Here is a 22,605-nt window from a genome sequence, read left to right on the forward strand (position 1 = left end):
AGGTTTTATGAAAAGGACAAATAAGATTAAGGCATATCTGGCCCGTGTCTTGGCCGCGGCCATGGTGATCACCATGGCCGCGCCTCCGGCGCCGGCGTATGCATTGAATTACGGGGATCCGGCAGTCATTCGGTTTGATCCCAAGGAGGGCCCGGATTTATCACATTCAAACTATATGAATGTTCCCAGAGATGGAAACCGGATTACGTATGCTACCGGACGAGCTGGTCATCCACTGGCTGAAGCAAGTGATTTCAATGGAATTGCCGTGGAAAATCTGGGTTCTGGTGACAGGCCGGTGCTGCCTGCATTTGACGCGGATTTGAGTTGGCCGGGATATACCTTTGACGGCTGGTATAATGCAGATGGTAATAAGATACTGTATCTGCCCTTTGCGTTTCCTTACAATTCAACCACGGCATATGAGGCACGCTGGAATGGTGATGCGTCCAGTCAGTTTGATTTTACAGTCATGCATTACCGGGACCTGAATGAGGACAGAAATGGAAACATGAATGGAGAAGACCCGAATGCATGGCCCGAAGCGGATGACAGCCAGATATATAAGTTTTTTGATGACGGAAGCTGGACAACCCGGGTGACGGCCAATACAGCAGTATCCGCTACCTACAAACGGGATATACCGGGCTATAAGGTATCTTCTGTGATTATTAAGAACAACAAAACGCGCCGTTTTGATGACGCCTCAGGCCATGGAACGCTGGGGGAGGCCGCGACCATTAATGAGTCTACCCGGTCTGTCCGCGGAAATATGCCCAATGATGACTTGACTGTGGCATACAGATATGAGCCTGACAGTTCAAAGAAATTTGCCCTGCGTGTAGAATATGCAGATGGGAGTGGCCGTGCGATCCGTACCCCGGAAAGCTATCTCTATTCCGCGGAGTCGCAGGTTTCTGCCGCACCGGCACAGATTACGGCTTATACCCTTACCGGCGCTCAGATAAAAACAGGCAGCGGGGATATAGATGATTTGTCGGGAAGAGGGATATATTCGGCGCAGACAGCAGGATGCACATTTGATGCCCAAAAGAACTTTACCGGAAAGATGCCCAATCAGCCGGTAACCGTGGTATATACTTACGAGATTGACCCTTCCTATGTAACCCATGTAACCATTAACCGGATAGACAACCATAACAATGTGCTGGCTGAGCCGGAAACAAGGGAGGTGTCTCCTAATGAAACAGTGACGGTAAATGTAGAGCGAAAAGCCGGGTATACGTATCCGCCTAACATTGGATGGAATGGAACATTTACCGATATCAGTATGGACCAGACAGCAGCCACGCTGAGTTTTAAAACAGACTTTACAGGCGGCACTGTTACGATTACCTATAATGAAGATTTGAATGATACAGCACATTGGGCCAGGATAAACTATTACAACAGCGAACATGGAAGCCTGTCAGGAGACAGCAGCCCGCGTTCCTTACGGCTTGGTACCCACTCCATTGATACAATCACAGAGGGAATCACGCCATCTCCCGAACAGCACTATATGTTTAACGGCTGGTATAAAGCCAATGCTTCCGGTACAGGTAAAGTAGGAACCGTGTTGACCGGAGATATTGAACTGACCGGAGACCTTAAACTTTACGCGGATTTTGTGGAAGATCCGGGACAATGGTGTGATATAAGATTTGAAAGCGGAAGCCGCGGCTCTATTTCAGGAACCAATTCCATGCATGTGCCGAAAGGGACTCAGTGGTCTCAGATTTCCCTGCCCCAGACCACACCGGACAGTAACTATATGTTTGCTGGCTGGTTTGATGAAAACGGGAATCAGGTTACAGACCCGAATATGACGATTCTGGCGGATCAGACTTACAGGGCACGCTTTACACCTGTGGGAGGAGATGATGGAATCCTGTGCATTCCAGATGGAACTGGAACGATAGGAAATGACGGTATGGGTAAGATTGAGATAAGCGGAGCAAATGAGGCGCGTAAATATGCCCTGACGGACAGTGACGGACGGCTTTTGGCAGTGATGACAGGGGAACAGCTTGGCAGCAGCTGCTTTGAACAACTGCCGCCCTGTGACAGCTACTACGTATATGAGATGGCGGAAAGCGCAGCTCCTGTTGTTGGAGACATACTGACAGATTCAGTGGATCCATCCTTAATAAGTCAGCCAGCCCGTGTCATGGTACCTGCTATTGGAGGGAATTATTCCACCGCGGATGATACGACAGAGGGACTAAGGAAGATTGTTATCCGCCCGGCAGGAGAAAATACTGTGTATGCGGTTCTTGATATGGATGGAAATGTGGTCAGTCAGGATGGGAACGAAGACGGATGGGTAAGCCCGTCCGGCAGTCCGCGGACAGCGGAACTTGCAGGACTTGAACCCAATGTATCCTATATCATCGTGGCCAAACAGGCAGATAACGGCGATGCGCCTTCAGACCGTATGATAAACGGAAGCCAGGTAATGGTAACAGGCACTTCGCAGCAGAACCGTGTTTATACCTTCCGTTTGCTGAACGGAGGTTACGTGGAGTCGGTGACAAGAAACGGGGAAGCGCTGGATGTGGAAGAGCATGCAGATGAAGTCCTGGTAAAGGCAGGGGACCAGATCAGGATATCTGCGGAGGATATGAATCCTGCTGGACAGGCATTTAAACAATGGGAAGTACAGATTGGTAATCTGCATATGTCATACCTGACCAGAAAAAATCAGACCGTGGAAATGACAGCGGGAGATGTAATCCTCCAGGCCATGTATGAACCGTCTCCGGTAGCGACTGCATCCAACGCAACAGTGGATTATTCACCCAAAAACGGGATATTTGCCCTGGACAAGTCAGAGGAAGCGCTTCAGGAATTAAAGGAAGAACTGGTGGATAACGATGAGGATAGCACAGCGCTTTCAAACGGGCAGCGGATAGCTTATACAGTTAAGTTTGACCGACATGCACCGGTGGCATCTGCTTCGGAAGCTGTGAGGCAGGAAGTGGATGACGGGGAGAGCGTTAAGACACCATGGAGTCTGGATATCGGACTTACGCGAAAGGTGGATGGAACCAATAAACCACTGGTGGAGGATGCAAATCTGACTCCAGCAATTAAAGTGTTTGGAAAATTAGACACCAGTCTTTTGGGAAATCTGGAATACAGGTTATGGAAAATTAATTTTGGAGAGGATGATGGTGATACGACCTGTGAAGAAGTCCTGATGACACCTGACCCGAATGAAAATGAAGACTTTACTGGAAGCTTTGCCTTTGAAGCTAATATCGGTGATACTCTGGTATTTAGTTATTATAAAGCGTATGAAGTGATCATCATGGATACCGGAAGGGGACAGGTTCACACATTTAAGGTAAGGGATGGCAGGTCCTTGGATGATACGGAAGACTATATGGATTTAGATATTCACGAAGGCTATACGGATTCCGTTACAGGCATAGCGTATGAGTTCACAGGCCTGTCGAAACGCCAGTCTGGAGGAGGGATGTATGATACTTCAGATCCAGTGACAAGAGATTTGAAACTGTATGCTGTCTATGAACCGGAAGATGATACCCAATGGCAGGAAGCAAAAGAAAGGCTGCAGGAGGAGATTAATATCGCTAATGCCCTGAAGAATAATGGGTCTGTAAGCGCAGAAGACAGAGATGCCCTTACTGAGGCTGTGGATGAGGCTGTTGAAGTGCTGAACCGCCTGCCCAGACCTTCGGTTGACGACCTGGAAAGTGCCTTTGATACACTGAAAGCACTGGTAGACAGTATTAGCAGTGGCGGTTCTGGCGGTTCTGGCGGTTCTAGCGGTGCTGGCGGTTCTGGCGGTTCTGGCGGTTCTAGCGGTTCTGGTGGTTCTGGCGGTTCTAGCGGTTCTGGCGGTTCTGGCGGTTCTGGCGGTTCTAGCGGTTCTGGTGGTTCTGGCGGTTCCGGCGGTTCCGGGGGCTCCGGCGGTTCAAAAGGTTTTTCCGGCGGAGGACATGGACCGGGCAGTGATGGCACAGAAAACAGTTACCGTACGTATTTAGATGGCACCGAGGGCATATGGAATAATGTTGATCAGACTAACCATAAGTGGGCCTTTGTATTGAACAGTGGAACACGTATCAAAGACAGCTGGGCCAATATACGATACACACATAATGGAAGCAGCCAGATTGCCACCTATCATTTTGACCGTGAGGGTATTATGGACAGTGGCTGGTTTTTGGACCAGGATACAGATAACTGGTATTTCCTGTCCAATGTACACGATGGCTGGTTTGGCCGAATGACAAAGGGATGGCACTATGATGATGATGATGGCAGATGGTATTATTTGAGTCCGTTTACCGGAGTTATGCTGATGGGGTGGCAGAAGATTGACGGAATATGGTATTATCTGACCGCTGATAGCCAGCAGAAGACCTGGACGTTTAATGAGGGATCGAAACGATGGGAATATACGAATCAGAATGGCCGTCCATTGGGGTCTCTGTACATAAATGAGATGACACCAGATGGATACCAGGTTGATGAAAACGGAGCCTGGACTCGGGAAACACCTTAAGTGATATTCAATTCTGCCCTGTAGTGCTGTGATGGCATTACGGGGCAGAATTATCCTATGCTGTTATGCGATGAAGAATATGAAGCCATGACCGATGAAAGGAATATGATGAGGGATGAGGTGATCGATATGGAAGAAAGCGATTTTTATACACTGGCAAACACGGACCGTATGGGTATATTTCTCATTTGTATTAAAAATAAACAGGGTGAATTAAGTGGGGACATTGTAAATTTTTATTTAAAGGAGCCCGTGGCATTTACCGGCATACTGGATTTGGGACTGAAAATAGACACATTATGCGCGAAATTTCAACGGCCTATGGCGACAACAGAACCAAGGTTTTTGACCGCTCATATGAAAAGAGCATATGAGAAGCGGGAACTGGACAAAGAGCATATTCCAATGAAATACTGTACAAAGATTCAAAATATGGCTAGCTTTATGGCTTTAGGTATAAGCGCGTGTGAAACATTGATTATTGAAATTCATCAGCGTCAGTTTTCCAGTATGCAGGGACGCATAAAAGGAAAATGCAGTGGTGGAAACGGCGTTTCATTCCGCAGCGCATTAGAGCTGATGAGAATGCTGCGTGAATATGAGTATATGCGAAATGAAAAGAATAAGAACGGAGGTTCTAATGGGAAGACCAGAAAAGAACAGGAAACAGTAGAGACACCATGATGAATAATGGCTATTTATAGTTATATGTAAAAATAGGATGGGACTGTATTGTTTGGTTTTCATAAATAGGATACAGAACTATGGATGATTCGTCAAAATATATCGCTTTGAGCAAGGAAAGGGATTTTTAATGAGAAAAGACAGATTTAATATTTGTATTTCTTTTTATGCAGTGTTGGCATTTGTATTAGCAATTTTAGGACAAACTTTATTATGCGGTATGTTGCTTGGTTTTGTTATTGTGATTCAAAAGGATGAATGGCTTACAAAGCAGGTCATGCAGGCATTTTTTCTTGCTCTTGTGGAAAGTATCATATCATGCGTAACGAATATTTTTTCAGGGCTATATGCTATACCTATCTTAGGAATTGCTTTCTCTGGAATCGTTGGTCTTATCAGCGGCATTCTCTCTTTTCTTTTGTTAATCATTGGACTTATCGCAATAGGGAAAGTATCAAAAGACTCAGATGCAAGAATTCCCATAGCATCTAAATTGGCAAATAAGGCATTCGGTCTGACTTGTACGATACAATATAAGCCTGCTTCAGATGCGTCTGTGCAAGATCCAGACACCTCAAACGATCATAAAGACTAAAATAATCAAATGTTATGATCCGGCTTCTTATGGAGTGGTAATCAGAAGTGACGGCTCCAAGCCAAAAGAATATGTTGCAAAAACAGAGGTGTGTAGGTTGGAAGACTAACTGGTCAGGAAGGAGTGCATGCAGTGATTGAAAATCTTTACATAAGAGGTATGGTTTATGCGGTGGAAATCTACAGGAGAGGCAGAAATTAATATAGGGGTGCTTGGAAGCAGGAATGATGTTTTGTGGGAATTCAGAGATTTTTTGATTTGTCTTGACGCTGAATCAGATTACAAGATTAGCATGATGTTGGCAAAAAATCGTGAAACTCTTCTGCGAGTGATGTCATTCGTTCCTGGAGGATTTGACATCATAATTGTGACAGACCATCTGCCTGGTTTCGTTTATTTGGAAATGGCAGAAATGGCATTTGCGTTTAATGCAGAAGTGAAAATCCTGTTTCAAATGGATAGGGGCATGGAATTTTCAGATAAACTATACCCACATGCATTATTTGTGCCTGGCAGGGAACAGCTAAAAAGCTTAGCGAAAGAAAAAATGGATGATATGATAACAAAAAATAGTGAAAAAGGAGCAGCAAAATGAATAGGGAGAACTGGTTGAAAAAATTTCTGAGAAATCAGGCTTGGCCATCTGTCAAAGTGCGAATGCACTAAATGGAATCATTGATTCTATCTCTGAGAAATTAAAAACAGGGGATGTGTGCTTGATGTGGGGTGGAACTTTTGCGGTTGCAGAACGGAAAGGACGTCAGAGAAGAAATCCAAGAACCGGAGAAGTAGTCGAGATTAAACCGCGTAGGGTTCCCGTATTCCGCGCGGGTTCCATATTGAAGAGGGAGGTAATTCAGGGAAATCAAGGATAGGTGTTGGTAGCATACCATGTCATAGATTATTGTAAGTGGAGAAGCGGAACGCAGTGCATATCGGTAACAAGTTACTTTGCGTGAGCTGGTAAGAACGAAACGAATTTTAATTTTTCAGTAGATTCATTGGTCAAATAATAGAGCAATATTTAGAGTCACAGCAGTGACTTTAAATATTGCATCTATGGCATGGTATAGTAAGATATGTCGGAAGCCTTCGTAAGACCGTAGAATTTGTAACGTAATTAAAAGGAGATGGAATGGATATTAAGTGCCAATATTGTGGAAAGAATCTGGCAACGATAGAGGGAACGGGAAGAGATACTTTCACAAGTAAGATTGTATTTACATGTAGATTTTGCGGAAGAACTACATCACTGAACATTATACGGAATAAGAGAAGAAAGAATGAGAAAGAGAGAAATAGGGCTGCTATAGAATTATAAGGTGAAGGTGGCATGATATATTGGCATACATAATGACAGGTGCGGTAGACAGAGGGAATATAAAAAGAAAATCATGGTATATCACGGGGCTACTCTGTAATGCAGTTGCATCCCTGGTTTAGGTGAAAGAATTGGGACTATGAAACGTGTAGAAGGTGCGAGTTAGAGCTCGAATACTAGGAGGGTGTGTAGATGAAGGATTTAATGAAACGATGGAAACTGGCAAATGAGGTGATTGCCTGTATAACTACAGTAATAATTATTTCGATACTACCTCTGGTATTTCATGATTACTATTTTGATATATTAGATACAAAATATTATTTTTATTGTGGCACGGTTATTTGCATGGCGGCAGTCATGCTGTTATTGACTCTCATCATTCTTCGGCTTAACAAAGGAACGATTGTAATGACGCCAAAGCTCAGAAAATCGGATTGGGCGATGATTGGTTTTTTGTTTTCTATTGTGTTATCTTGTATTTGGTCTGACTACCGTTTCGAGGCGTTTTGGGGTACAGAAGGTCGCCTTATGGGGACTTTTTTGTATTTGATATGTGGTATCAGTTTCTTTACGCTTGGACATTGTTTGAAATTTAAGAGATGGTATCTGGAGGCTTTTCTTGTCACGGGAATGGTTGTTTGTTCAATTGGAATTATGCAATATTTCCTCATCGATCCATTTGGATTTAAAAAAGATATTCATGCAAGCCATTACACTTCTTTTATATCCACAGTTGGTAATATAAATACATACGCTTCTTATGTAGCACTTATATTTGGAATGAGTACTACGTTATTTGTAAGAGAGAGAAATATGGCCAGAAAATCATGGTATGTCTTTACGGTTATTCTATCATTATTTGCACTGGTTACGGGGAATAGTGATAATGCATATTTGACAATAGGAGTCATAGTGCTTTTTCTTCCATTATACGCGTTTCGTGATATGTATGGATTAAAACAATATATGCTTTTAATATCTATGATCAGTACAGAATTTATGGCAATTGGCGAGATTGATAAAAGGTATGCATCGCATGTGCTGCCGATAGGTGGTTTATTCCGCCTGATAGTCGGGAGTGATTGGCTTATTTTCGTAGTGGCAGCACTGTGGGGATGCACCGCTTTCATATATATATTAGAGAGATTTGTGCGGAAGAAATACAAAGACGAGTGCGGAATATGTATATGCAGACGAATTTGGGGGACAGTGTTAATCCTGGCGATAGCTGTACTCATATATATGACGTTCGATGCGACACGAATGGGGAATGGGCAACAGTATGGGATATTAAAGGATTATTTATTGATTAATGATGAATGGGGAACACATAGGGGATACATCTGGAGGATTGGTATTGAATGTTACATGAAATACTCACCTCTCCGAAAGCTGTTTGGCTCCGGTCCCGACACATTTGGAATTGTTACACAAAGCTATTATAGAGAAATGATTGAGCGTTATTATGAAATATTTGATAGTGCACATAATGAGTATTTGCAATATCTAATCACTATTGGGATAGTCGGGCTATTTTCCTATCTTTTTTTATTAGTGTCTTCTATAATCGAAATGGTAAAGGCTTCAAAAAGGGAGGATTCAGTTATGTCAATTGTATATGCCGTTAGCTGCTATGCGGCCCAGGCAGTTGTAAATATAGGAGTTCCGATTGTATTTCCAGTTATGTTTACACTTTTAAGTGTAGGAATATCCGTTCAAAACTGCACAGATAAAACATCGGAAGTAAAGGTGATGAGAGGGACTAAAAGAGAAAACAAAAACAATAAATATCTCTATAAAGATAAAGTACAGTTTACAAGGGACTACACAGGGGAGGTATCTGACGGGAGGGGGTCCACCCCGTCTTAGCTATCATGGTGTCTCGTTTGTGGAAGCGACAGCCTTGGCGGCCTTTGTCACCTATATCCTGTGCCATTCTTCTTCTCGATAAAGGTGCAACTCTTTCCGGAAGAATTGATGGAATAGGGCATTAAGCCTAATACAATCCGCCTGTCCATCGGCATAGAGCATATTGATGATATTATCGCATACTTAGAGAATGGGTTTGCTTCATTAAAATAAGTGATGTGAATGAAATTGAGGTAAAAGGGAGTCTGGCTTAAGCTGGGAAATTATCGGGAAATATTTGCCGTTGTACCTTTCTGGTTTCACTGAAATGCATCCGAACAACATAATAGGTATCATCCCAATCTTTTTCCCTATGCCGGTCTGAGGGTTCCACTATCATGTCAGAGGATTTTTTCTTGTTGCTTAAAGGGGCATATACTTCTTTCTCGGGCACAGACCACCGAGATAAGTTGTCAAGGGCATTTTAATCAAGTTCATAAAAATTCAAAAATGGCAGCCTTTCAATCTACGCTACTTCCAGCATTTTCACTTGATTTTTTTGAGTCTTCTGCATATAATAAGAGTAGGGAAAACCCTACTTTCCATGTTTCAGAAAGGTGGTGTAAAATCATGTTAGCAAATACGTTTGTAGACAATGCAAAAGTCATGGCAAAGGGGCAGGTCACAATTCCCAAAGATATTCGGGAAGTACTCGGCGTGGCAAGCGGTGATCGCATTACGTTTATCGTTGAGGGAAACACCGTCCGCATAGTTAATTCTGCTGTCTACGCTATGCAGGTGCTTCAAAAGGAGATGGCCGGAGAAGCAGAACGCTCTGGCTTAACCTCCGATGATGATGTCATGGCGTTTGTGGAAGAATTGAGAAATGAGGACGAGAACGCATGAGGGTTTTGATTGATACCAATGTTCTGATTTCTGCCGCTTTAAGCGCAAACGGCATCCCCTTTCAGGCGTATGTAAAAGCGGCGTCCTATCCCAATCACGGGCTGATCTGTGAGCAGAACGTGGACGAAATGAAGCGGATATTTAACAAGAAATTTCCGAATCGGCTTGCGTCACTGGATAAATTTCTTTCCGTTGCACTCCTGACTTTGGAACTGGTTCCGATTCCAACAGAGAAAGATAGTTCAGAGATACAGATCCGTGATAGGAATGATCGTCCAATTCTTCGGGCAGCCATAGAAGCAAAGGCCGATGTTTTACTGACCGGCGATAAAGATTTTTTGGAATCTGGCGTGAAAAATCCGATGATTATGACACCGGCTGATTTTCTCCAATACTGAAACGGTGCGGAGCCGGGAACCTGAGAGATGGTTTCCGGCTCCGCATTTTGACATCTGCTTAACCTCATTTTTGAGCATACGTTTTATCTTGTTGTTTATGGTTGCCTTGCTGGTTTTACTGAAATGTATTCGGACAATAAGTAGTTTTACCGATTTTCTTTACCAGAGCAGGCGCGTCCTTTTGTCCTGCGCCGGCCTGGAGGAATGCAGCTGTTTCAGAGGCATTTTTCTTCCAGAAGTTTTTCCTTCAGAGAGAATCAGGGCACACCGTTCCAGGATGGGGGCATAGATTCGTGCATGGAACAGAGCGGATGGGGTATTGATCGCGTCCAGTTTCAGGTTTGTTTAATCATTGGTTTCCGATTGCGGTAACTACAGTCGCTCACATGGGACATCAGATTTATTGCGTACTCGGTATTCTCGCTCCCAGAGCGTCAAGGGGTAACAGGTCATACATTCCCTGACTAACGATAAAATCCGCGCTGTCTCCGGAAAACATACCATCCAGCCGGTTTGGGATAGAGGGGAAGTTTATCATCAGCACCGAAATATCCTGGTCAAGCAGAGCGTTGGCGATACAACTAGAGAAAAAAATTTCCCATCCCCACATCCACGAACAGGAGAAACAAGGTGTTATCCCGGCATGCTTTTGTTCAGTTATCCACATAGGCGCGGGCTTTCTTTATCAGTGGATTCTGCCCATTGTCATTGGCAACAGTGTAGTCATACAGATAGCGGTCATGAAGCCCTTGCGCCTTTATTCCCCTAATGCTTTCCCTACGGTTTCACTGGTCCTCGGCCTCCTTGCTCCGCCATTCTGACTCCACCTGACAGGAGCATACACAGTGGGGAATGAAATAGCCGGATTTCCCGAAGCAGGGAACAACGGTTTAGTGGTTCCCGCTGCAATGTTTACAGTGGATAAGCCCGTCAGCCGGGGATATCTACTCGTCCGAGAGGAAGAAGCGGTAAAGCTCTCTGGGGCATCCAATCGGGCTGTTAGAGGCTAGGAGGTTCACTGCGACCCTGTGGTGAGTATGGGGAGAGTATCGTTCCGGCCCGAACAGGTCATGCCCCAGCATGAGCGGCTCCTGCGTTTTAGCAACGGTAAGCCGGTTACGGATAGGACTGGTCGCGCTGCTTCAGAAAACGGGTTTTCGTGTCGATAAATCGGATGCATTCCGGTTTCGGCACAGAAGCTTACCAATGATGTTCGGCAGGCGTCTGGAGCCATAGGAAACAAGGTTCAGAATCGCGATCTCATTGATACGATTCTGTGTGGGGTAGAGGACGCCCATCGGCATTTTGCTATAATTTGGAACAGGTATATTGCGAAATACGCTTCTGAGTGCTGATGGAGTTGGATTCTACCTTCAGTTAATCAGAGTGGTTCAATCTTTCGTACGGGGGTGTTATTTTTGTTGTAAGCAAGGTGTTGTCTTCCTCGCGTGAAAATGCTCTAAGTGTCTCTCCACTAACCATGAGAAATAATCATGAGTAAGGAGTTACTTAGAGCATATAACATCGGTGGCAAGATAGGTTAATTAAGATTAAATGCTGCTCAATTATTAGATGGGCTATATGGCCTACAGCTTTCACGATTAGCTAAATCATTCGGTAAGAATTGTGTCTGTAGTAGCAACATATTTGTTTGAAAAAGGATGTTTTCATTACGTAATAGAGTGTATTCACTGAATTTCAGAAGATGTTTTTTAGTATATATGTTTTTTCTATGGCTATGCATTCAATGATATACATATGGTGGTCAGTAAATCGCTACAAGGAGAGAGGCTGAGAATCACACCAGGCTCGATATGAATGCGGCTGACATGGGCAAAATCAGCCATAACGAGGGAATTGATTCCATCGTCTTTACTAATGCTGTTTAAGGATTTTTTGTAATTCAAAATGCAATCGTATTTAGAACAAACGGCGACAGCATGGCAAAATCATTGATTCTCTGGCTATAATCTAGAAAAAGGGAGTCTTGATCATGCTATAATACTTTTATTGTGGTCAAGGCTCCTTCCATCATGGAACGGAGCATGATGAAATGTAAAAAGAAGGAAATGAACAAAGGCGGGGCAGAAGAGGGCACCTTTGGAAAATCAAAGTGTAAGAAATAATGCAAATATTGAGCCTCATTGCCATGATGATGTGCGTGAACGATCAAAGTCTAGGAGTATTGATAAGTACAAAATGTTTGTGTTTATCTTTTCATTTTTTAGATTTAGAATATATGAAAAATGAAGAATTGCCAGTGCACTGGAGCCTATGGCTCCATTAGAGGACTCCTGGGGCTTTTGTGATGCTACCGGTGGGCCTGGTTATCGTTATGGGTACCGGAACTTCTTTCGGTACGGTACCGGTTTTGGCTGTGCTATATGTACCTCTGTGTTCCGAGCGGGGCTTTGGCTTGGGCGCAACTACCCTTCTGGTTGCAGCAGCAGCCACCATTGGCGACACTAGTTTCCACGTGTCCGACATTACTCTGGCACCCACGTCTGGACTGAATGTCGATGGACAGCACGACTATATATGGGATACCTGCGTGATTCCCCTCATTGCATTAGATATCCCCATGTTTATTCTGGCCTGCCTGTGCCCATTGTTCTTCTAAAGTAGTTAGGAACAGAAGCCTCTTTTCTTTTAAAATATGCGTTTATTATGCTTGCAATGACACAAGGAGGAAAAGAGGCTTAACTTATGCTTAAAAAGAAGTTTTCGGACAATTTGGGGGCTATCCAATATTCATGCAATACCGGTGTGGCGTAATTCCTTTATACCGTTTAAATGTTTTGATAAAATAACATACATCGCTAAAACCACATCTATAGGCTACTTCTGTCAAAGTTAAATCAGAGGTACTTAATTCGCTACAGGCGCGCTCAATACGATAGTAGTTCAAGTAATCAATGGGGGTTCTGTGAATGATAGAATGAAAATAGCTGCAGAAATACTTGGGAGACATTCCGGCAATTCTGGACAATTCATTCAGTGTAATGGTCTGCCCGTAATTACTATCTATGTATTCCAACACAGGTTTGAGCTGCATCATCTTTCTGGAAGATTTTGTAGCATCAATCTTATCCTGATAAAGCTTTTTCTGGTAGATGATTCCGAAGAGTTCAAATAAAGTGCCCATGGTTATCAGTTCGCTTCCAGGCTCACTATGCTGCATGGATATGAAAAGATGGTTGATAATTCGATGTAAGGAATGGTTGTTTTTTGTAAAATGATTCTGTACGATAATCTGATGCTTTGTAATAAGGCGGATATAAAACCGACAGGTATCTGTGTGCATGAGGAGACGCTGGATATCGAACACAATACATTCATAAATGCAATTATGAGGTAAACCGCCATGAATAACCCCCTCATTAATAAAAATAATATCCCCAGCTTTAGCTTCAAATTCTTCATCATCTAACTTTAAAAAGAGGATTCCCTCCAAAATCCGGATGATTTCCAACTCTTTATGACAGTGGAATGGCATGTTATAACGGGGATGATGCTCATCTACATGGTAATATTCGATAGGAAAATCCATAGTCCCATGTTGCTTTTTTTCATTATAGTCCAAATAGTGCATACTGCGCCCTCCTGAAAATGTAAAAATAACTATAAATACAGAACGGTAAAGTAAATAGATGGATAAAATGCTTAAAAAAATGAATATTATTATATTTTTTGCCATTATATCACAGCAAATAGGGGAATATCAATAGTATAATACAATTATGTAAAAAAGCGCAAAGAAATTAGAATAATAACAATCTAAAATTAAAAAGGAGGAAAACACTATGGCAGCAAGCAGATTGGTTGGGTCTTATCCGGTTATCGGCATTAGACCCACAATAGACGGAAGACAGGGATATATGAAAGTAAGGGAATCTCTGGAAGAACAAACCATGAACATGGCCAAAAGTGCGGCGGCCCTGTTTAGGGAAAATCTTTTTTACAGTAATGGAGAACCGGTAAACGTAGTGATTGCGGATTCCACCATTGGACGGGTGGGGGAAAGCGCGGCCTGCGCGGATAAATTCCGCAGAGCCGGAGTGGATATTACACTGACTGTGACCCCATGCTGGTGTTACGGTGCAGAGACCATGGACATGGATCCGCATACAATCAAGGGCGTGTGGGGATTTAACGGAACGGAGAGACCCGGTGCCGTATATCTCGCCTCTGTACTGGCTACCCATGCGCAGAAGGGGCTTCCGGCTTTTGGTATCTATGGACATGATGTTCAGGATGCTGATGATACAAGTATACCTGAGGATGTAAAAGAAAAACTTCTCCGTTTTGGACGCGCCGCAGTGGCTGCCGCTACCATGAGGGGAAAGTCATATCTCCAGATAGGTTCTATCTGCATGGGAATTGGAGGTTCCATCATAGACCCGGCATTTATTGAGGAATATCTCGGGATGCGGGTGGAATCCGTAGACGAAGTGGAACTGATCCGCCGTATGAGTGAGGAAATATACGATAAAAAAGAGTTTGAAAAGGCCCTTGCATGGACAAAGGCAAACTGTAAGGAAGGCTTTGACAAGAACCCTCCCGAAGTTCAGAAGACCCGGGAACAGAAGGATAGGGATTGGGAATTCGTAGTTAAGATGATGTGCATCATCAAGGATTTGATGAATGGGAATCCCAATCTGCCAGAGGGGCGGGAGGAAGAGCGGATCGGACACAATGCCATTGCCGCAGGCTTCCAGGGACAGAGACAGTGGACAGATTTTTATCCCAATGGTGACTTCGCTGAGTCCATGCTGAATTCCTCCTTTGACTGGAACGGCGCAAGGGAGCCATACATACTGGCTACTGAAAATGACACATTAAATGGGCTGGGTATGCTGTTTATGAAGCTGCTCACCAACAGGGCACAGATTTTCGCGGATGTGCGTACGTACTGGAGCCCGGAGGCTGTTAAGAAGGCGTCCGGATATGATTTGGAAGGGGTCGCAAAGGAAGCAGGCGGTTTCCTGCATCTGATCAATTCCGGAGCGGCCTGTTTGGATGCCACGGGTAAAGCCCTGGATGAAGACGGACAGCCGGTCATGAAGCCATGGTATGAGGTGACGGCGGACGATCAGAAGGCAATGTTGGAAGCAACCACATGGAATGAGGCTGATTTTGGGTATTTCAGAGGCGGCGGCTATTCTTCCAGATATGTTACAGAAGCCCAGATGCCATGTACGATGATCCGCTTAAACCTGGTAAAGGGACTGGGGCCTATGCTGCAGATTGCAGAAGGCTGGACCGTGAAATTGCCGGACGATGTAACCGACATCTTATGGAAAAGAACGGACTACACATGGCCGTGCACCTGGTTTGCGCCCAGGGTGACAGGCCGGGGAGCATTTGCCTCCGCGTATGACGTGATGAATAACTGGGGAGCTAACCACGGTGCAATCAGCTATGGACATATTGGGGCGGACCTTATTACACTCTGCTCAATCTTAAGGATTCCTGTCAGCATGCACAATGTGCCCGAGGAAAAAATATTCCGTCCTGCAGCCTGGAACGCATTTGGAATGGACAAAGAGGGACAGGATTTCCGTGCCTGTGCGGCTTATGGGCCTTTATATAAGTAAGGCGGTGTGTCTATGAGCCATAAAAATGTACTGGCAGTGGATTTCGGTGCTTCCAGTGGAAGGGTAATGCTGGGAAACTTTGATGGGAACCGGTTATCTATACAGGAAATCCATCGTTTCCCCAATGATCCGGTTATATTAAACGGAACCATGTACTGGGATTTCCTGCGGCTGTTTTATGAAGTGAAGCAGGGACTGATGAAAGCAAAGAAGTATGGAAAGATTGACAGCATTGGCGTGGATACCTGGGGCGTGGATTTCGGCCTGATTGACAAGGAGGGAAATCTTTTAGAAAATCCGGTGCACTACCGGGATGCGCGGACCGCAGGGATGCTTGAAAAGAGTTTTGGAAAGATGGATAAGGACCGCTTTTATCAGATTACGGGCAGTCAATTTATGGAGATTAACACGGTATTCCAGCTTTTGGCTCTGCTGGAAAAGCGACCCGGACTTCTGGAGGGAACTTCCAGACTTCTGTTGATGCCGGACTTATTTAATTATTATCTATGTGGGGCGCAGGTCAGTGAGTACTCCATCGCGTCCACCACGCAGATGCTGGATGCCCGTACTAAAATGTGGTCAAAGGAAGTGTTGGAGAGCCTAGGTATCCCAGAACGGATTCTGGGCGGTATCGTTCCATGTGGAACGAGACTTGGTTTCATAAAAAACGGGATTTGCCAGGAGCTAGGAATTGAGCCTATGGAAGTGATTGCTGTGGCAGGACACGATACGCAGAGTGCCCTTGCGGCTGTTCCTGCCAGGGATAAGGATTTCATCTTCATCAGCTGCGGAACATGGTCGCTGTTTGGCACAGAACTGGACGAACCTGTTATCAACGGGGTGTCAGAACGGCTGAATATCACAAATGAAGGCGGGTGCCAGGGAAAGATTTCCTTCCTCAAGAATATTATCGGGTTGTGGCTGATCCAGGAAAGCAGGAGACAGTGGATTCGTGAGGGAAAGGAATACAGTTTCGGACATCTGGAGCAAATGGCGGCAGATGCAAAGCCGTTTAAAGCCCTGATTGACCCGGATGCACCAGAGTTTGTTCCGGCTGGAAATATTCCTGAAAGAATCCGGAGTTACTGCCGTAAAAGCGGGCAGAAGGTACCAGAGAATGAGGCGGAGCTTGTGAGATGCATTGATGAGAGCTTGGCACTTAAGTACCGCATGACATTGGAAGAAATTAAGATGTGTACCGGAAGAGAGTACCCGGCTATCCATATGGTGGGTGGTGGAACACAGAGCGGACTTCTCTGCCAGATGACGGCCAATGCGTGTCATTGTCCGGTAATTGCCGGACCGGTGGAGGCTACCGTACTGGGTAACGCGGCTATGCAGCTGCTTGCGACAGGAGAACTTAGGGATCTGGATCAGGTGAGAAGTGTCGTAGGGGCTTCAGCCAAGGTAAGTATCTATGAGCCGAAAGATACAGATCAATGGGAGCAGGTATACGGACAATATAAAAAAATGCTGGAATGACCAAAGACCGGGGCAACCTGGAAAATAGGAGGTATTATGGAATTAAGCTATATGGAACTAAGGGAACAGATTTGCGATGTGTGCCATAAAATGTGGCAGCTTGGCTGGGTGGCAGCCAATGACGGCAACGTGTCCGCCAGGCTGGATGACGGAACATTTCTTGCCACTCCCACCGGAATGAGCAAAAGCTTCATCACACCGGAAAAGCTGGTTCGTATCAATGGGAAAGGCGAGGTGTTGGAAGGCCTTCCCGGATACAGGCCCTCTTCAGAGATTAAGATGCATCTCCGCTGCTATAAAGAGCGTGAGGATGTAAATTCCGTGCTTCACGCCCACCCGCCTGTAGCCACCGGATACGCGGTAGCCAATGTGCCGTTGGACGAGTACTCTATGATTGAGACGGTAATTGCTCTGGGTTCGATTCCGGTAACGCCTTACGGAACCCCCTCCACTTACGAAGTACCGGATAACATAGCGCCTTATCTGGGGGAACATGACGCAATGCTCCTTCAGAATCATGGGGCTTTGACCGTGGGGGCTGATGTGATTACCGCTTATTACCGCATGGAAACACTGGAACTCTTTGCAAAAATCAGCCTTAACGCCAGAATGCTGGGAGGTGCACAGGAAATATCCAGGGAAAATATTGACCGCCTTATCTCAATGAGGAAAGGATATGGGGTAACTGGCAGGCACCCCGGTTATAAAAAATACAGTAAACAGGAGGAAAACAGATGCTAAGAGGAATACCCCATATATTATCTCCTGAACTGTTAAAGATATTATGTGAAATGGGTCACAGCGACCGGATTGTGATTGCCGATGGGAATTTCCCGGCAGAGTCCATGGGCAGGGATGCCCATGTCATACATATGGAAGGCCACGGCGTGCCGGAGATACTGGAAGCAATCCTCTCGCTTTTTCCACTGGACACCTACGTAGAACACCCTGTCTGCCTGATGTCGGTAACGGACGGGGATACGGTTGAAACACCCATCTGGGATCAATACATGACATTGGTGGAAGCGTGTGACAGCAGGGGCAGAAGTGCCATTGGCCATATAGAGCGGTTCGCGTTCTACGAGGAGGCAAAGAAAGCTTATGCAATTATCGCCACCAGCGAGAAAGCGCTTTATGCCAATATCATGCTGCAAAAAGGGGTAGTTACCGACCAGGGCCTGTAAATGGGGTCCGCCAAAACAGTGCAATTAGTAAAGAAATGGAAGGTGATGATGTGGGAGAAGTAATTCTGACCATGAAAGACATTGATAAGTCCTTTGTCGGGGTACATGCGTTAAAAAATGCCTGTCTGGAACTTAAAAAGGGCGAGGTCCATGCACTGATGGGTGAGAATGGCGCCGGAAAATCCACCCTCATGAAGATATTGACAGGAATCTACAGCAAGGACAGCGGTACCATTGTGTATGAGGGGCGCCAGGTGGAATTTAAAAGTCCCAGGGAAGCGCAGGACGCCGGCATTGTGATCGTGCATCAGGAATTGAACATGATGAACCACTTAACGGTGGCCCAGAATATCTTTATCGGCAAAGAAAAAATGAACGGAAAGCTGATTAATGACCGCAGGATGGTGGAAGAGGCAGAAAAGCTGTTCGGATTACTGAATATCAGGATTGACCCAAGGGAAACAATGGGGAGGCTGACGGTGGGGCGCCAGCAGATGTGTGAGATAGCAAAGGCAATCTCTACAGATGCCAAGATAATCGTATTTGATGAACCGACTGCCGCGCTGACAGATTCAGAAATCAGCGAGCTGTTCAAAATCATACGTGATCTGAGGGCCAAGGATATCGGAATTGTATACATTTCCCACCGCATGGATGAGATTAACCAGATTACTGACAGGGTAACGGTCATGAGGGACGGGGAATATGTGGGTACGCTCATAACCAGGGATTCCACGAAAGACGACATCATCCAGATGATGGTGGGACGCACGGTGTATGAGGAGCCTAAGAGTTTCAGCAATGTAAAGCCGTCTGCCCCGGTGGTGCTGAAGGTTGAACACCTGAATGTTGGGAAAACAGTAAAAGATGTAAGCTTTGAACTTCGCAAAGGAGAAATCCTGGGTTTTTCAGGACTCATGGGAGCCGGAAGGACGGAGACAGCCAGGGCTATCTTTGGTGCTGACAGGAGAGACAGCGGTGATATTTATGTGAATGGAAAACGGGTGGATATCAAGAACCCACAGGACGCGGTTGACGCCGGGATTGGATATCTGTCGGAGGACCGCAAGCGCTATGGTGTGATCATTGAGAAAACGGTAGCCGAGAATACGACAATGGCTTCCCTGAAAGCATTCTGCAAAGGCCTGTTTATTGATAAGAATGCGGAAAAAGAAACCGCGGAACAATATGTGGAGGCATTAAAGACAAAGACACCATCCGTGGAACAGCAGGTGCGCAACCTGTCGGGAGGTAACCAACAGAAAGTGGTCATTGCAAAATGGCTTACCAGGAACTGCGACATCCTGATATTTGACGAACCCACAAGGGGAATCGATGTAGGAGCAAAAAGCGAGATTTATACATTGATGAATAATCTTGTAAAGCAGGGGAAGTCCATTATCATGATATCCTCTGAACTGACGGAAGTGCTGCGAATGAGCGACCGTATCCTGATTATGTGTGAGGGCCGTAAAACAGGAGAAATCAGCATAGAAGAAGCTACCCAGGAAAAAATCATGCATGCCGCTACACTGAGAGATTAAATGGGAGGTTAAAGACATGTCAAATAATGGGAATCAGGTAAAAAAGGAGCCGAATGGATTGTTCAAAGCCATCGGTACTCAGAAATTGGTGGCAGTCATTGCGCTGATTGTATTATTCATGTTCTTCTGGATTTTCGGGGACAATTTTGCAAAATACAGCACACTGGTCAGCATTTTTGATTCGTCCTATTATATTGGTTTTATGGCCATAGGTGTAACATTTGTAATTATCACCGGAGGAATCGACTTATCCATTGGTACGGTCTGTATCTGCTGTTCCTTGATTTCAGGAACGCTGTATACAAAACTGGGACTGCCTATGCCGCTGTGCGTTATCCTGGCCATATTGATGGGAGGCCTGTTCGGACTTGCCAATGGACTTATGGTATCTGTCATGAGGCTTCCGGCCTTTATTGCCACACTGGGAACTATGATGATTACCAGAGGCCTGGGTTCGATTGTGACAAATACGGCAACCGTGACCTTTCCGCAGGCTTCGGCGCCGGGCGGCTCATTCAGAGGTATTTTTAAATTAAAAGGGGCAGGGCTTCCGCAGGCAGGTATCCCCACGGGATTCATACTGCTGATTATACTTGCAATCCTGATGGCAATCCTTCTCAACAAGGCGCGTCCGGGACGCTATATACTGTCTCTTGGGAGTAATAAGGAGGCGACCCGGCTTTCCGGTGTAAATGTGGTAAAGTGGGAGACTTTGGCTTATGTCATAAGCGGTCTGTTTGCCGGGCTGGCAGGTGTGTCTTATGCAGCTGTATACTCCACACTCATGCCTGGAACCGGAAATGGATTTGAACTGGATGCAATCGCCGGAGTTGTAATCGGCGGAACATCCCTGGCAGGTGGCGTGGGTTCCATATCGGGGACTTTAATCGGTGTTTTTATTATGTCCGTTTTGAAGACAGGCCTTCCCTTTGTGGGAGTACAGCCACATTATCAGCTGCTGATTACCGGATTTGTGTTGATCATAGCCGTATTTGTAGATGTTTTGAATAGAAGGAAACAGGGGAAGAATTGATACGCACTAATAACCCGCAAAGCGGGATAATAAAGGGAGGTTTATTTATGAAGATAAGATTATTAAGTACAGTCATCTGCGCAGCAATGGTTTCCACAATGGTAATGGGCTGCTCCAGCGGAGCCAGCGCGCCTGCCACCACAGCCGCAGCAGCGGCCGCTCCGGAGACAGAGGTAAAAGACACAACAGCAGGGGATACGGAGACAGCCAAGGCAGATGCTGCTGTGGACTACAGCGATGTCACGGTTGAGATTGTGGCAAAAGGCTTCCAGCATGATTTTTGGAAAGCGGTAAAGATGGGATCAGAGCAGGCCGCAGAGGATTTGGGGCTTAAGTCCACCAATTTTGTAGGGCCAGCCAGTGAGAGTGCAGTCGCTGAGCAGATTGAGCAGTTAAATAATGCGGTCAACAAGGCTCCAAGCGCCATCTGCCTGGCGGCTTTGGATACACAGGCGGCCCTGGATGCAATTTCCAATGCTCAGGCAGCAAATATTCCGATTGTAGGGTTTGACTCTGGGGTTCCGGATGCCCCGGCAGGCGCCATTGTAGCTAATGCAGCTACGGATAACTATGCGGCAGGTGGCCTGGCCGCGGAGAAATTGTATGAAATGATTAAGGATAAGGTCACAGATCCGGCAGAAGAGGTCAGAATCGGCGTTGTCTCCCAAGATGCGACATCCCAGTCTATAGGAGAACGGACAGGCGGTTTCATAGACAGAATGCGTACCTTGGTTGGCGAAGATAAATGCATGGTAGTAGGCCATGATAAGTATAATAAGGCAGTTGACGAAGCAAAGGTGATTATCGATGTAGGCATTCCGGCAACTGTGGATGACGCGGCTTGTGTGACTGTGGCCAATACCCTGCTGAATAAAAATGATCTGATTGCCATTTATGCGTCCAACGAATTTACAGCCAAGAACCTGGTGACGGCCAATGAAAGTCTTCAGGTACTGGGTAAAGATAAGGTAATCGGCGTTGGATTCGACTCAGGCGCCATTCAGCTTGATGCTATCAAGAGTGGTGTCTTAGCAGGTTCCATTACGCAGAATCCGGTACAGATTGGATATCAGGCGGTTACCCTGGCAGCCAAGGCAGCCAAAGGAGAACCGGTAGAGGATGTTGATACTGGTGCACTGTGGTATGACAGCACCAATATGGATTCAGCGGAAGTGGCTCCGTGTCTCTATAAATAATATTGTATCAGCCAGCTGTTCAATCATAAATTGATTAGACGGCTGGCTGTATCGTTTGGTATATAGCGGTATTCTAAGTGTTCGAAGTTTTCAGATAATCGTCCTATGTGAAGAAACATTTTATTAGAGCTAAAGACAGGCTAAATAGGGGCATAGTAGGCTATCAAACAAGGAAATGAAATGTCTTAAGCAGATTGCGGAGAAATCAGATTTGCTAAAGAACATGAATCAACAATGTGGATGAAAAATTTAATAAAACAAAAGGAGAGGGCGGCGA

General features: G+C 45.3%; 18 protein-coding genes and 2 pseudogenes. 17 read left to right on the plus strand and 3 right to left on the minus strand.

Going from position 1 to position 22,605, the window contains the following annotated elements; all coding sequences use genetic code 11:
• Positions 1-7 precede the first annotated feature (7 nt).
• The 9 genes and pseudogenes from CGC65_RS09325 to CGC65_RS09360 all read left to right on the plus strand — a co-directional run bounded on the left by CGC65_RS09325 (position 8) and on the right by CGC65_RS09360 (position 10,292).
• Positions 8-4,537 carry an InlB B-repeat-containing protein gene (locus CGC65_RS09325; protein WP_002565698.1) on the plus strand — a complete coding sequence of 1,510 codons (4,530 nt, stop codon included), beginning with the start codon at positions 8-10 and terminating at the stop codon, positions 4,535-4,537.
• Between the two features lie 129 nt (positions 4,538-4,666).
• A complete protein-coding gene (locus CGC65_RS09330) occupies positions 4,667-5,221 on the plus strand; it encodes a hypothetical protein (protein WP_048928833.1) in 555 nt (184 codons plus the stop codon).
• 130 nt (positions 5,222-5,351) lie between these two features.
• Complete coding sequence (locus tag CGC65_RS09335; RefSeq protein WP_002565696.1) at positions 5,352-5,816, plus strand: hypothetical protein; 465 nt, start codon at positions 5,352-5,354, stop codon at positions 5,814-5,816.
• 166 nt (positions 5,817-5,982) lie between these two features.
• Positions 5,983-6,411 (plus strand): hypothetical protein, encoded by a 429-nt coding sequence (locus CGC65_RS09340; RefSeq protein WP_002565695.1) that lies wholly within the window; start codon positions 5,983-5,985, stop codon positions 6,409-6,411.
• A 10-nt stretch (positions 6,412-6,421) separates the two neighbouring features.
• Positions 6,422-6,691 (plus strand): HU family DNA-binding protein, encoded by a 270-nt coding sequence (locus CGC65_RS32445; RefSeq protein WP_207749870.1) that lies wholly within the window; start codon positions 6,422-6,424, stop codon positions 6,689-6,691.
• Positions 6,692-7,329: 638 nt separating this feature from the next.
• On the plus strand, positions 7,330-9,009 hold the full coding sequence (locus tag CGC65_RS09350; RefSeq protein ID WP_002565693.1) for an O-antigen ligase family protein: 1,680 nt from the start codon (positions 7,330-7,332) through the stop codon (positions 9,007-9,009).
• 87 nt (positions 9,010-9,096) lie between these two features.
• Positions 9,097-9,222: pseudogene (locus CGC65_RS32450) on the plus strand (PLP-dependent transferase); the annotation flags it as partial.
• Between the two features lie 396 nt (positions 9,223-9,618).
• On the plus strand, positions 9,619-9,894 hold the full coding sequence (locus tag CGC65_RS09355) for an AbrB/MazE/SpoVT family DNA-binding domain-containing protein (protein WP_002565692.1): 276 nt from the start codon (positions 9,619-9,621) through the stop codon (positions 9,892-9,894).
• Complete coding sequence (locus tag CGC65_RS09360) at positions 9,891-10,292, plus strand: putative toxin-antitoxin system toxin component, PIN family (RefSeq protein WP_002565691.1); 402 nt, start codon at positions 9,891-9,893, stop codon at positions 10,290-10,292. Before CGC65_RS09355 ends, CGC65_RS09360 begins: the two co-directional genes overlap by 4 nt.
• Positions 10,293-10,343: 51 nt before the next feature.
• On the opposite strand, the pseudogene CGC65_RS31730 reads toward CGC65_RS09360, so the two are convergent.
• Positions 10,344-10,473: pseudogene (locus tag CGC65_RS31730) on the minus strand (transposon-encoded TnpW family protein); the annotation flags it as partial.
• A 763-nt stretch (positions 10,474-11,236) separates the two neighbouring features.
• Positions 11,237-11,416: a DUF5720 family protein gene (locus CGC65_RS32705; protein WP_416351119.1), complete on the minus strand. Its 180-nt coding sequence runs from the start codon at positions 11,414-11,416 to the stop codon at positions 11,237-11,239.
• A gap of 1,184 nt (positions 11,417-12,600) precedes the next feature.
• Between CGC65_RS32705 and CGC65_RS09375 the strand changes: the two genes are divergently transcribed.
• On the plus strand, positions 12,601-12,912 hold the full coding sequence (locus tag CGC65_RS09375; protein ID WP_007036504.1) for a Na+/H+ antiporter NhaC family protein: 312 nt from the start codon (positions 12,601-12,603) through the stop codon (positions 12,910-12,912).
• Positions 12,913-13,032: 120 nt separating this feature from the next.
• Here CGC65_RS09375 and CGC65_RS09380 read toward each other — a convergent pair whose 3' ends face one another.
• On the minus strand, positions 13,033-13,884 hold the full coding sequence (locus CGC65_RS09380; RefSeq protein WP_002565688.1) for an AraC family transcriptional regulator: 852 nt from the start codon (positions 13,882-13,884) through the stop codon (positions 13,033-13,035).
• Positions 13,885-14,095: 211 nt separating this feature from the next.
• Here CGC65_RS09380 and CGC65_RS09385 point away from each other — a divergent pair, with 211 nt between their 5' ends.
• Genes CGC65_RS09385 through CGC65_RS09415 form a run of 7 tightly spaced genes read left to right on the plus strand, consistent with a single transcriptional unit; the run spans position 14,096 to position 22,328 of the window.
• Complete coding sequence (locus CGC65_RS09385) at positions 14,096-15,889, plus strand: L-fucose isomerase (protein ID WP_002565687.1); 1,794 nt, start codon at positions 14,096-14,098, stop codon at positions 15,887-15,889.
• Positions 15,890-15,901: 12 nt separating this feature from the next.
• Positions 15,902-17,371, plus strand: a complete 1,470-nt coding sequence (locus CGC65_RS09390; protein ID WP_002565686.1) for a rhamnulokinase — start codon at positions 15,902-15,904, stop codon at positions 17,369-17,371.
• 36 nt (positions 17,372-17,407) lie between these two features.
• Complete coding sequence (locus CGC65_RS09395; RefSeq protein ID WP_002565685.1) at positions 17,408-18,112, plus strand: class II aldolase/adducin family protein; 705 nt, start codon at positions 17,408-17,410, stop codon at positions 18,110-18,112.
• Positions 18,106-18,555, plus strand: a complete 450-nt coding sequence (locus CGC65_RS09400) for an RbsD/FucU family protein (RefSeq protein ID WP_002565684.1) — start codon at positions 18,106-18,108, stop codon at positions 18,553-18,555. Before CGC65_RS09395 ends, CGC65_RS09400 begins: the two co-directional genes overlap by 7 nt.
• Before the next feature lie 50 nt (positions 18,556-18,605).
• Positions 18,606-20,099: a sugar ABC transporter ATP-binding protein gene (locus CGC65_RS09405; RefSeq protein WP_002565683.1), complete on the plus strand. Its 1,494-nt coding sequence runs from the start codon at positions 18,606-18,608 to the stop codon at positions 20,097-20,099.
• A 16-nt stretch (positions 20,100-20,115) separates the two neighbouring features.
• Positions 20,116-21,132 (plus strand): ABC transporter permease, encoded by a 1,017-nt coding sequence (locus CGC65_RS09410; protein ID WP_002565682.1) that lies wholly within the window; start codon positions 20,116-20,118, stop codon positions 21,130-21,132.
• Between the two features lie 47 nt (positions 21,133-21,179).
• A complete protein-coding gene (locus tag CGC65_RS09415; protein WP_002565681.1) occupies positions 21,180-22,328 on the plus strand; it encodes an ABC transporter substrate-binding protein in 1,149 nt (382 codons plus the stop codon).
• The last annotated feature ends 277 nt before the right edge of the window (positions 22,329-22,605 follow it).

Source organism: Enterocloster bolteae, from assembly GCF_002234575.2.
Lineage (GTDB): Bacteria > Bacillota > Clostridia > Lachnospirales > Lachnospiraceae > Enterocloster > Enterocloster bolteae.

Coding starts and splice junctions, on each gene's coding strand:
- CGC65_RS09355 (WP_002565692.1), top strand. CDS start 9,619: ATGTTAGCAAATACGTTTGTAGACAATGCAAAAGTCATGGCAAAGGGG.
- CGC65_RS09415 (WP_002565681.1), top strand. CDS start 21,180: ATGAAGATAAGATTATTAAGTACAGTCATCTGCGCAGCAATGGTTTCC.
- CGC65_RS09400 (WP_002565684.1), top strand. CDS start 18,106: ATGCTAAGAGGAATACCCCATATATTATCTCCTGAACTGTTAAAGATA.
- CGC65_RS09340 (WP_002565695.1), top strand. CDS start 5,983: ATGCGGTGGAAATCTACAGGAGAGGCAGAAATTAATATAGGGGTGCTT.
- CGC65_RS09325 (WP_002565698.1), top strand. CDS start 8: ATGAAAAGGACAAATAAGATTAAGGCATATCTGGCCCGTGTCTTGGCC.
- CGC65_RS09335 (WP_002565696.1), top strand. CDS start 5,352: ATGAGAAAAGACAGATTTAATATTTGTATTTCTTTTTATGCAGTGTTG.
- CGC65_RS09385 (WP_002565687.1), top strand. CDS start 14,096: ATGGCAGCAAGCAGATTGGTTGGGTCTTATCCGGTTATCGGCATTAGA.
- CGC65_RS09330 (WP_048928833.1), top strand. CDS start 4,667: ATGGAAGAAAGCGATTTTTATACACTGGCAAACACGGACCGTATGGGT.
- CGC65_RS09360 (WP_002565691.1), top strand. CDS start 9,891: ATGAGGGTTTTGATTGATACCAATGTTCTGATTTCTGCCGCTTTAAGC.
- CGC65_RS09395 (WP_002565685.1), top strand. CDS start 17,408: ATGGAATTAAGCTATATGGAACTAAGGGAACAGATTTGCGATGTGTGC.
- CGC65_RS09390 (WP_002565686.1), top strand. CDS start 15,902: ATGAGCCATAAAAATGTACTGGCAGTGGATTTCGGTGCTTCCAGTGGA.
- CGC65_RS09350 (WP_002565693.1), top strand. CDS start 7,330: ATGAAGGATTTAATGAAACGATGGAAACTGGCAAATGAGGTGATTGCC.
- CGC65_RS09380 (WP_002565688.1), bottom strand. CDS start 13,884: ATGCACTATTTGGACTATAATGAAAAAAAGCAACATGGGACTATGGAT.
- CGC65_RS09375 (WP_007036504.1), top strand. CDS start 12,601: ATGCTACCGGTGGGCCTGGTTATCGTTATGGGTACCGGAACTTCTTTC.
- CGC65_RS09410 (WP_002565682.1), top strand. CDS start 20,116: ATGTCAAATAATGGGAATCAGGTAAAAAAGGAGCCGAATGGATTGTTC.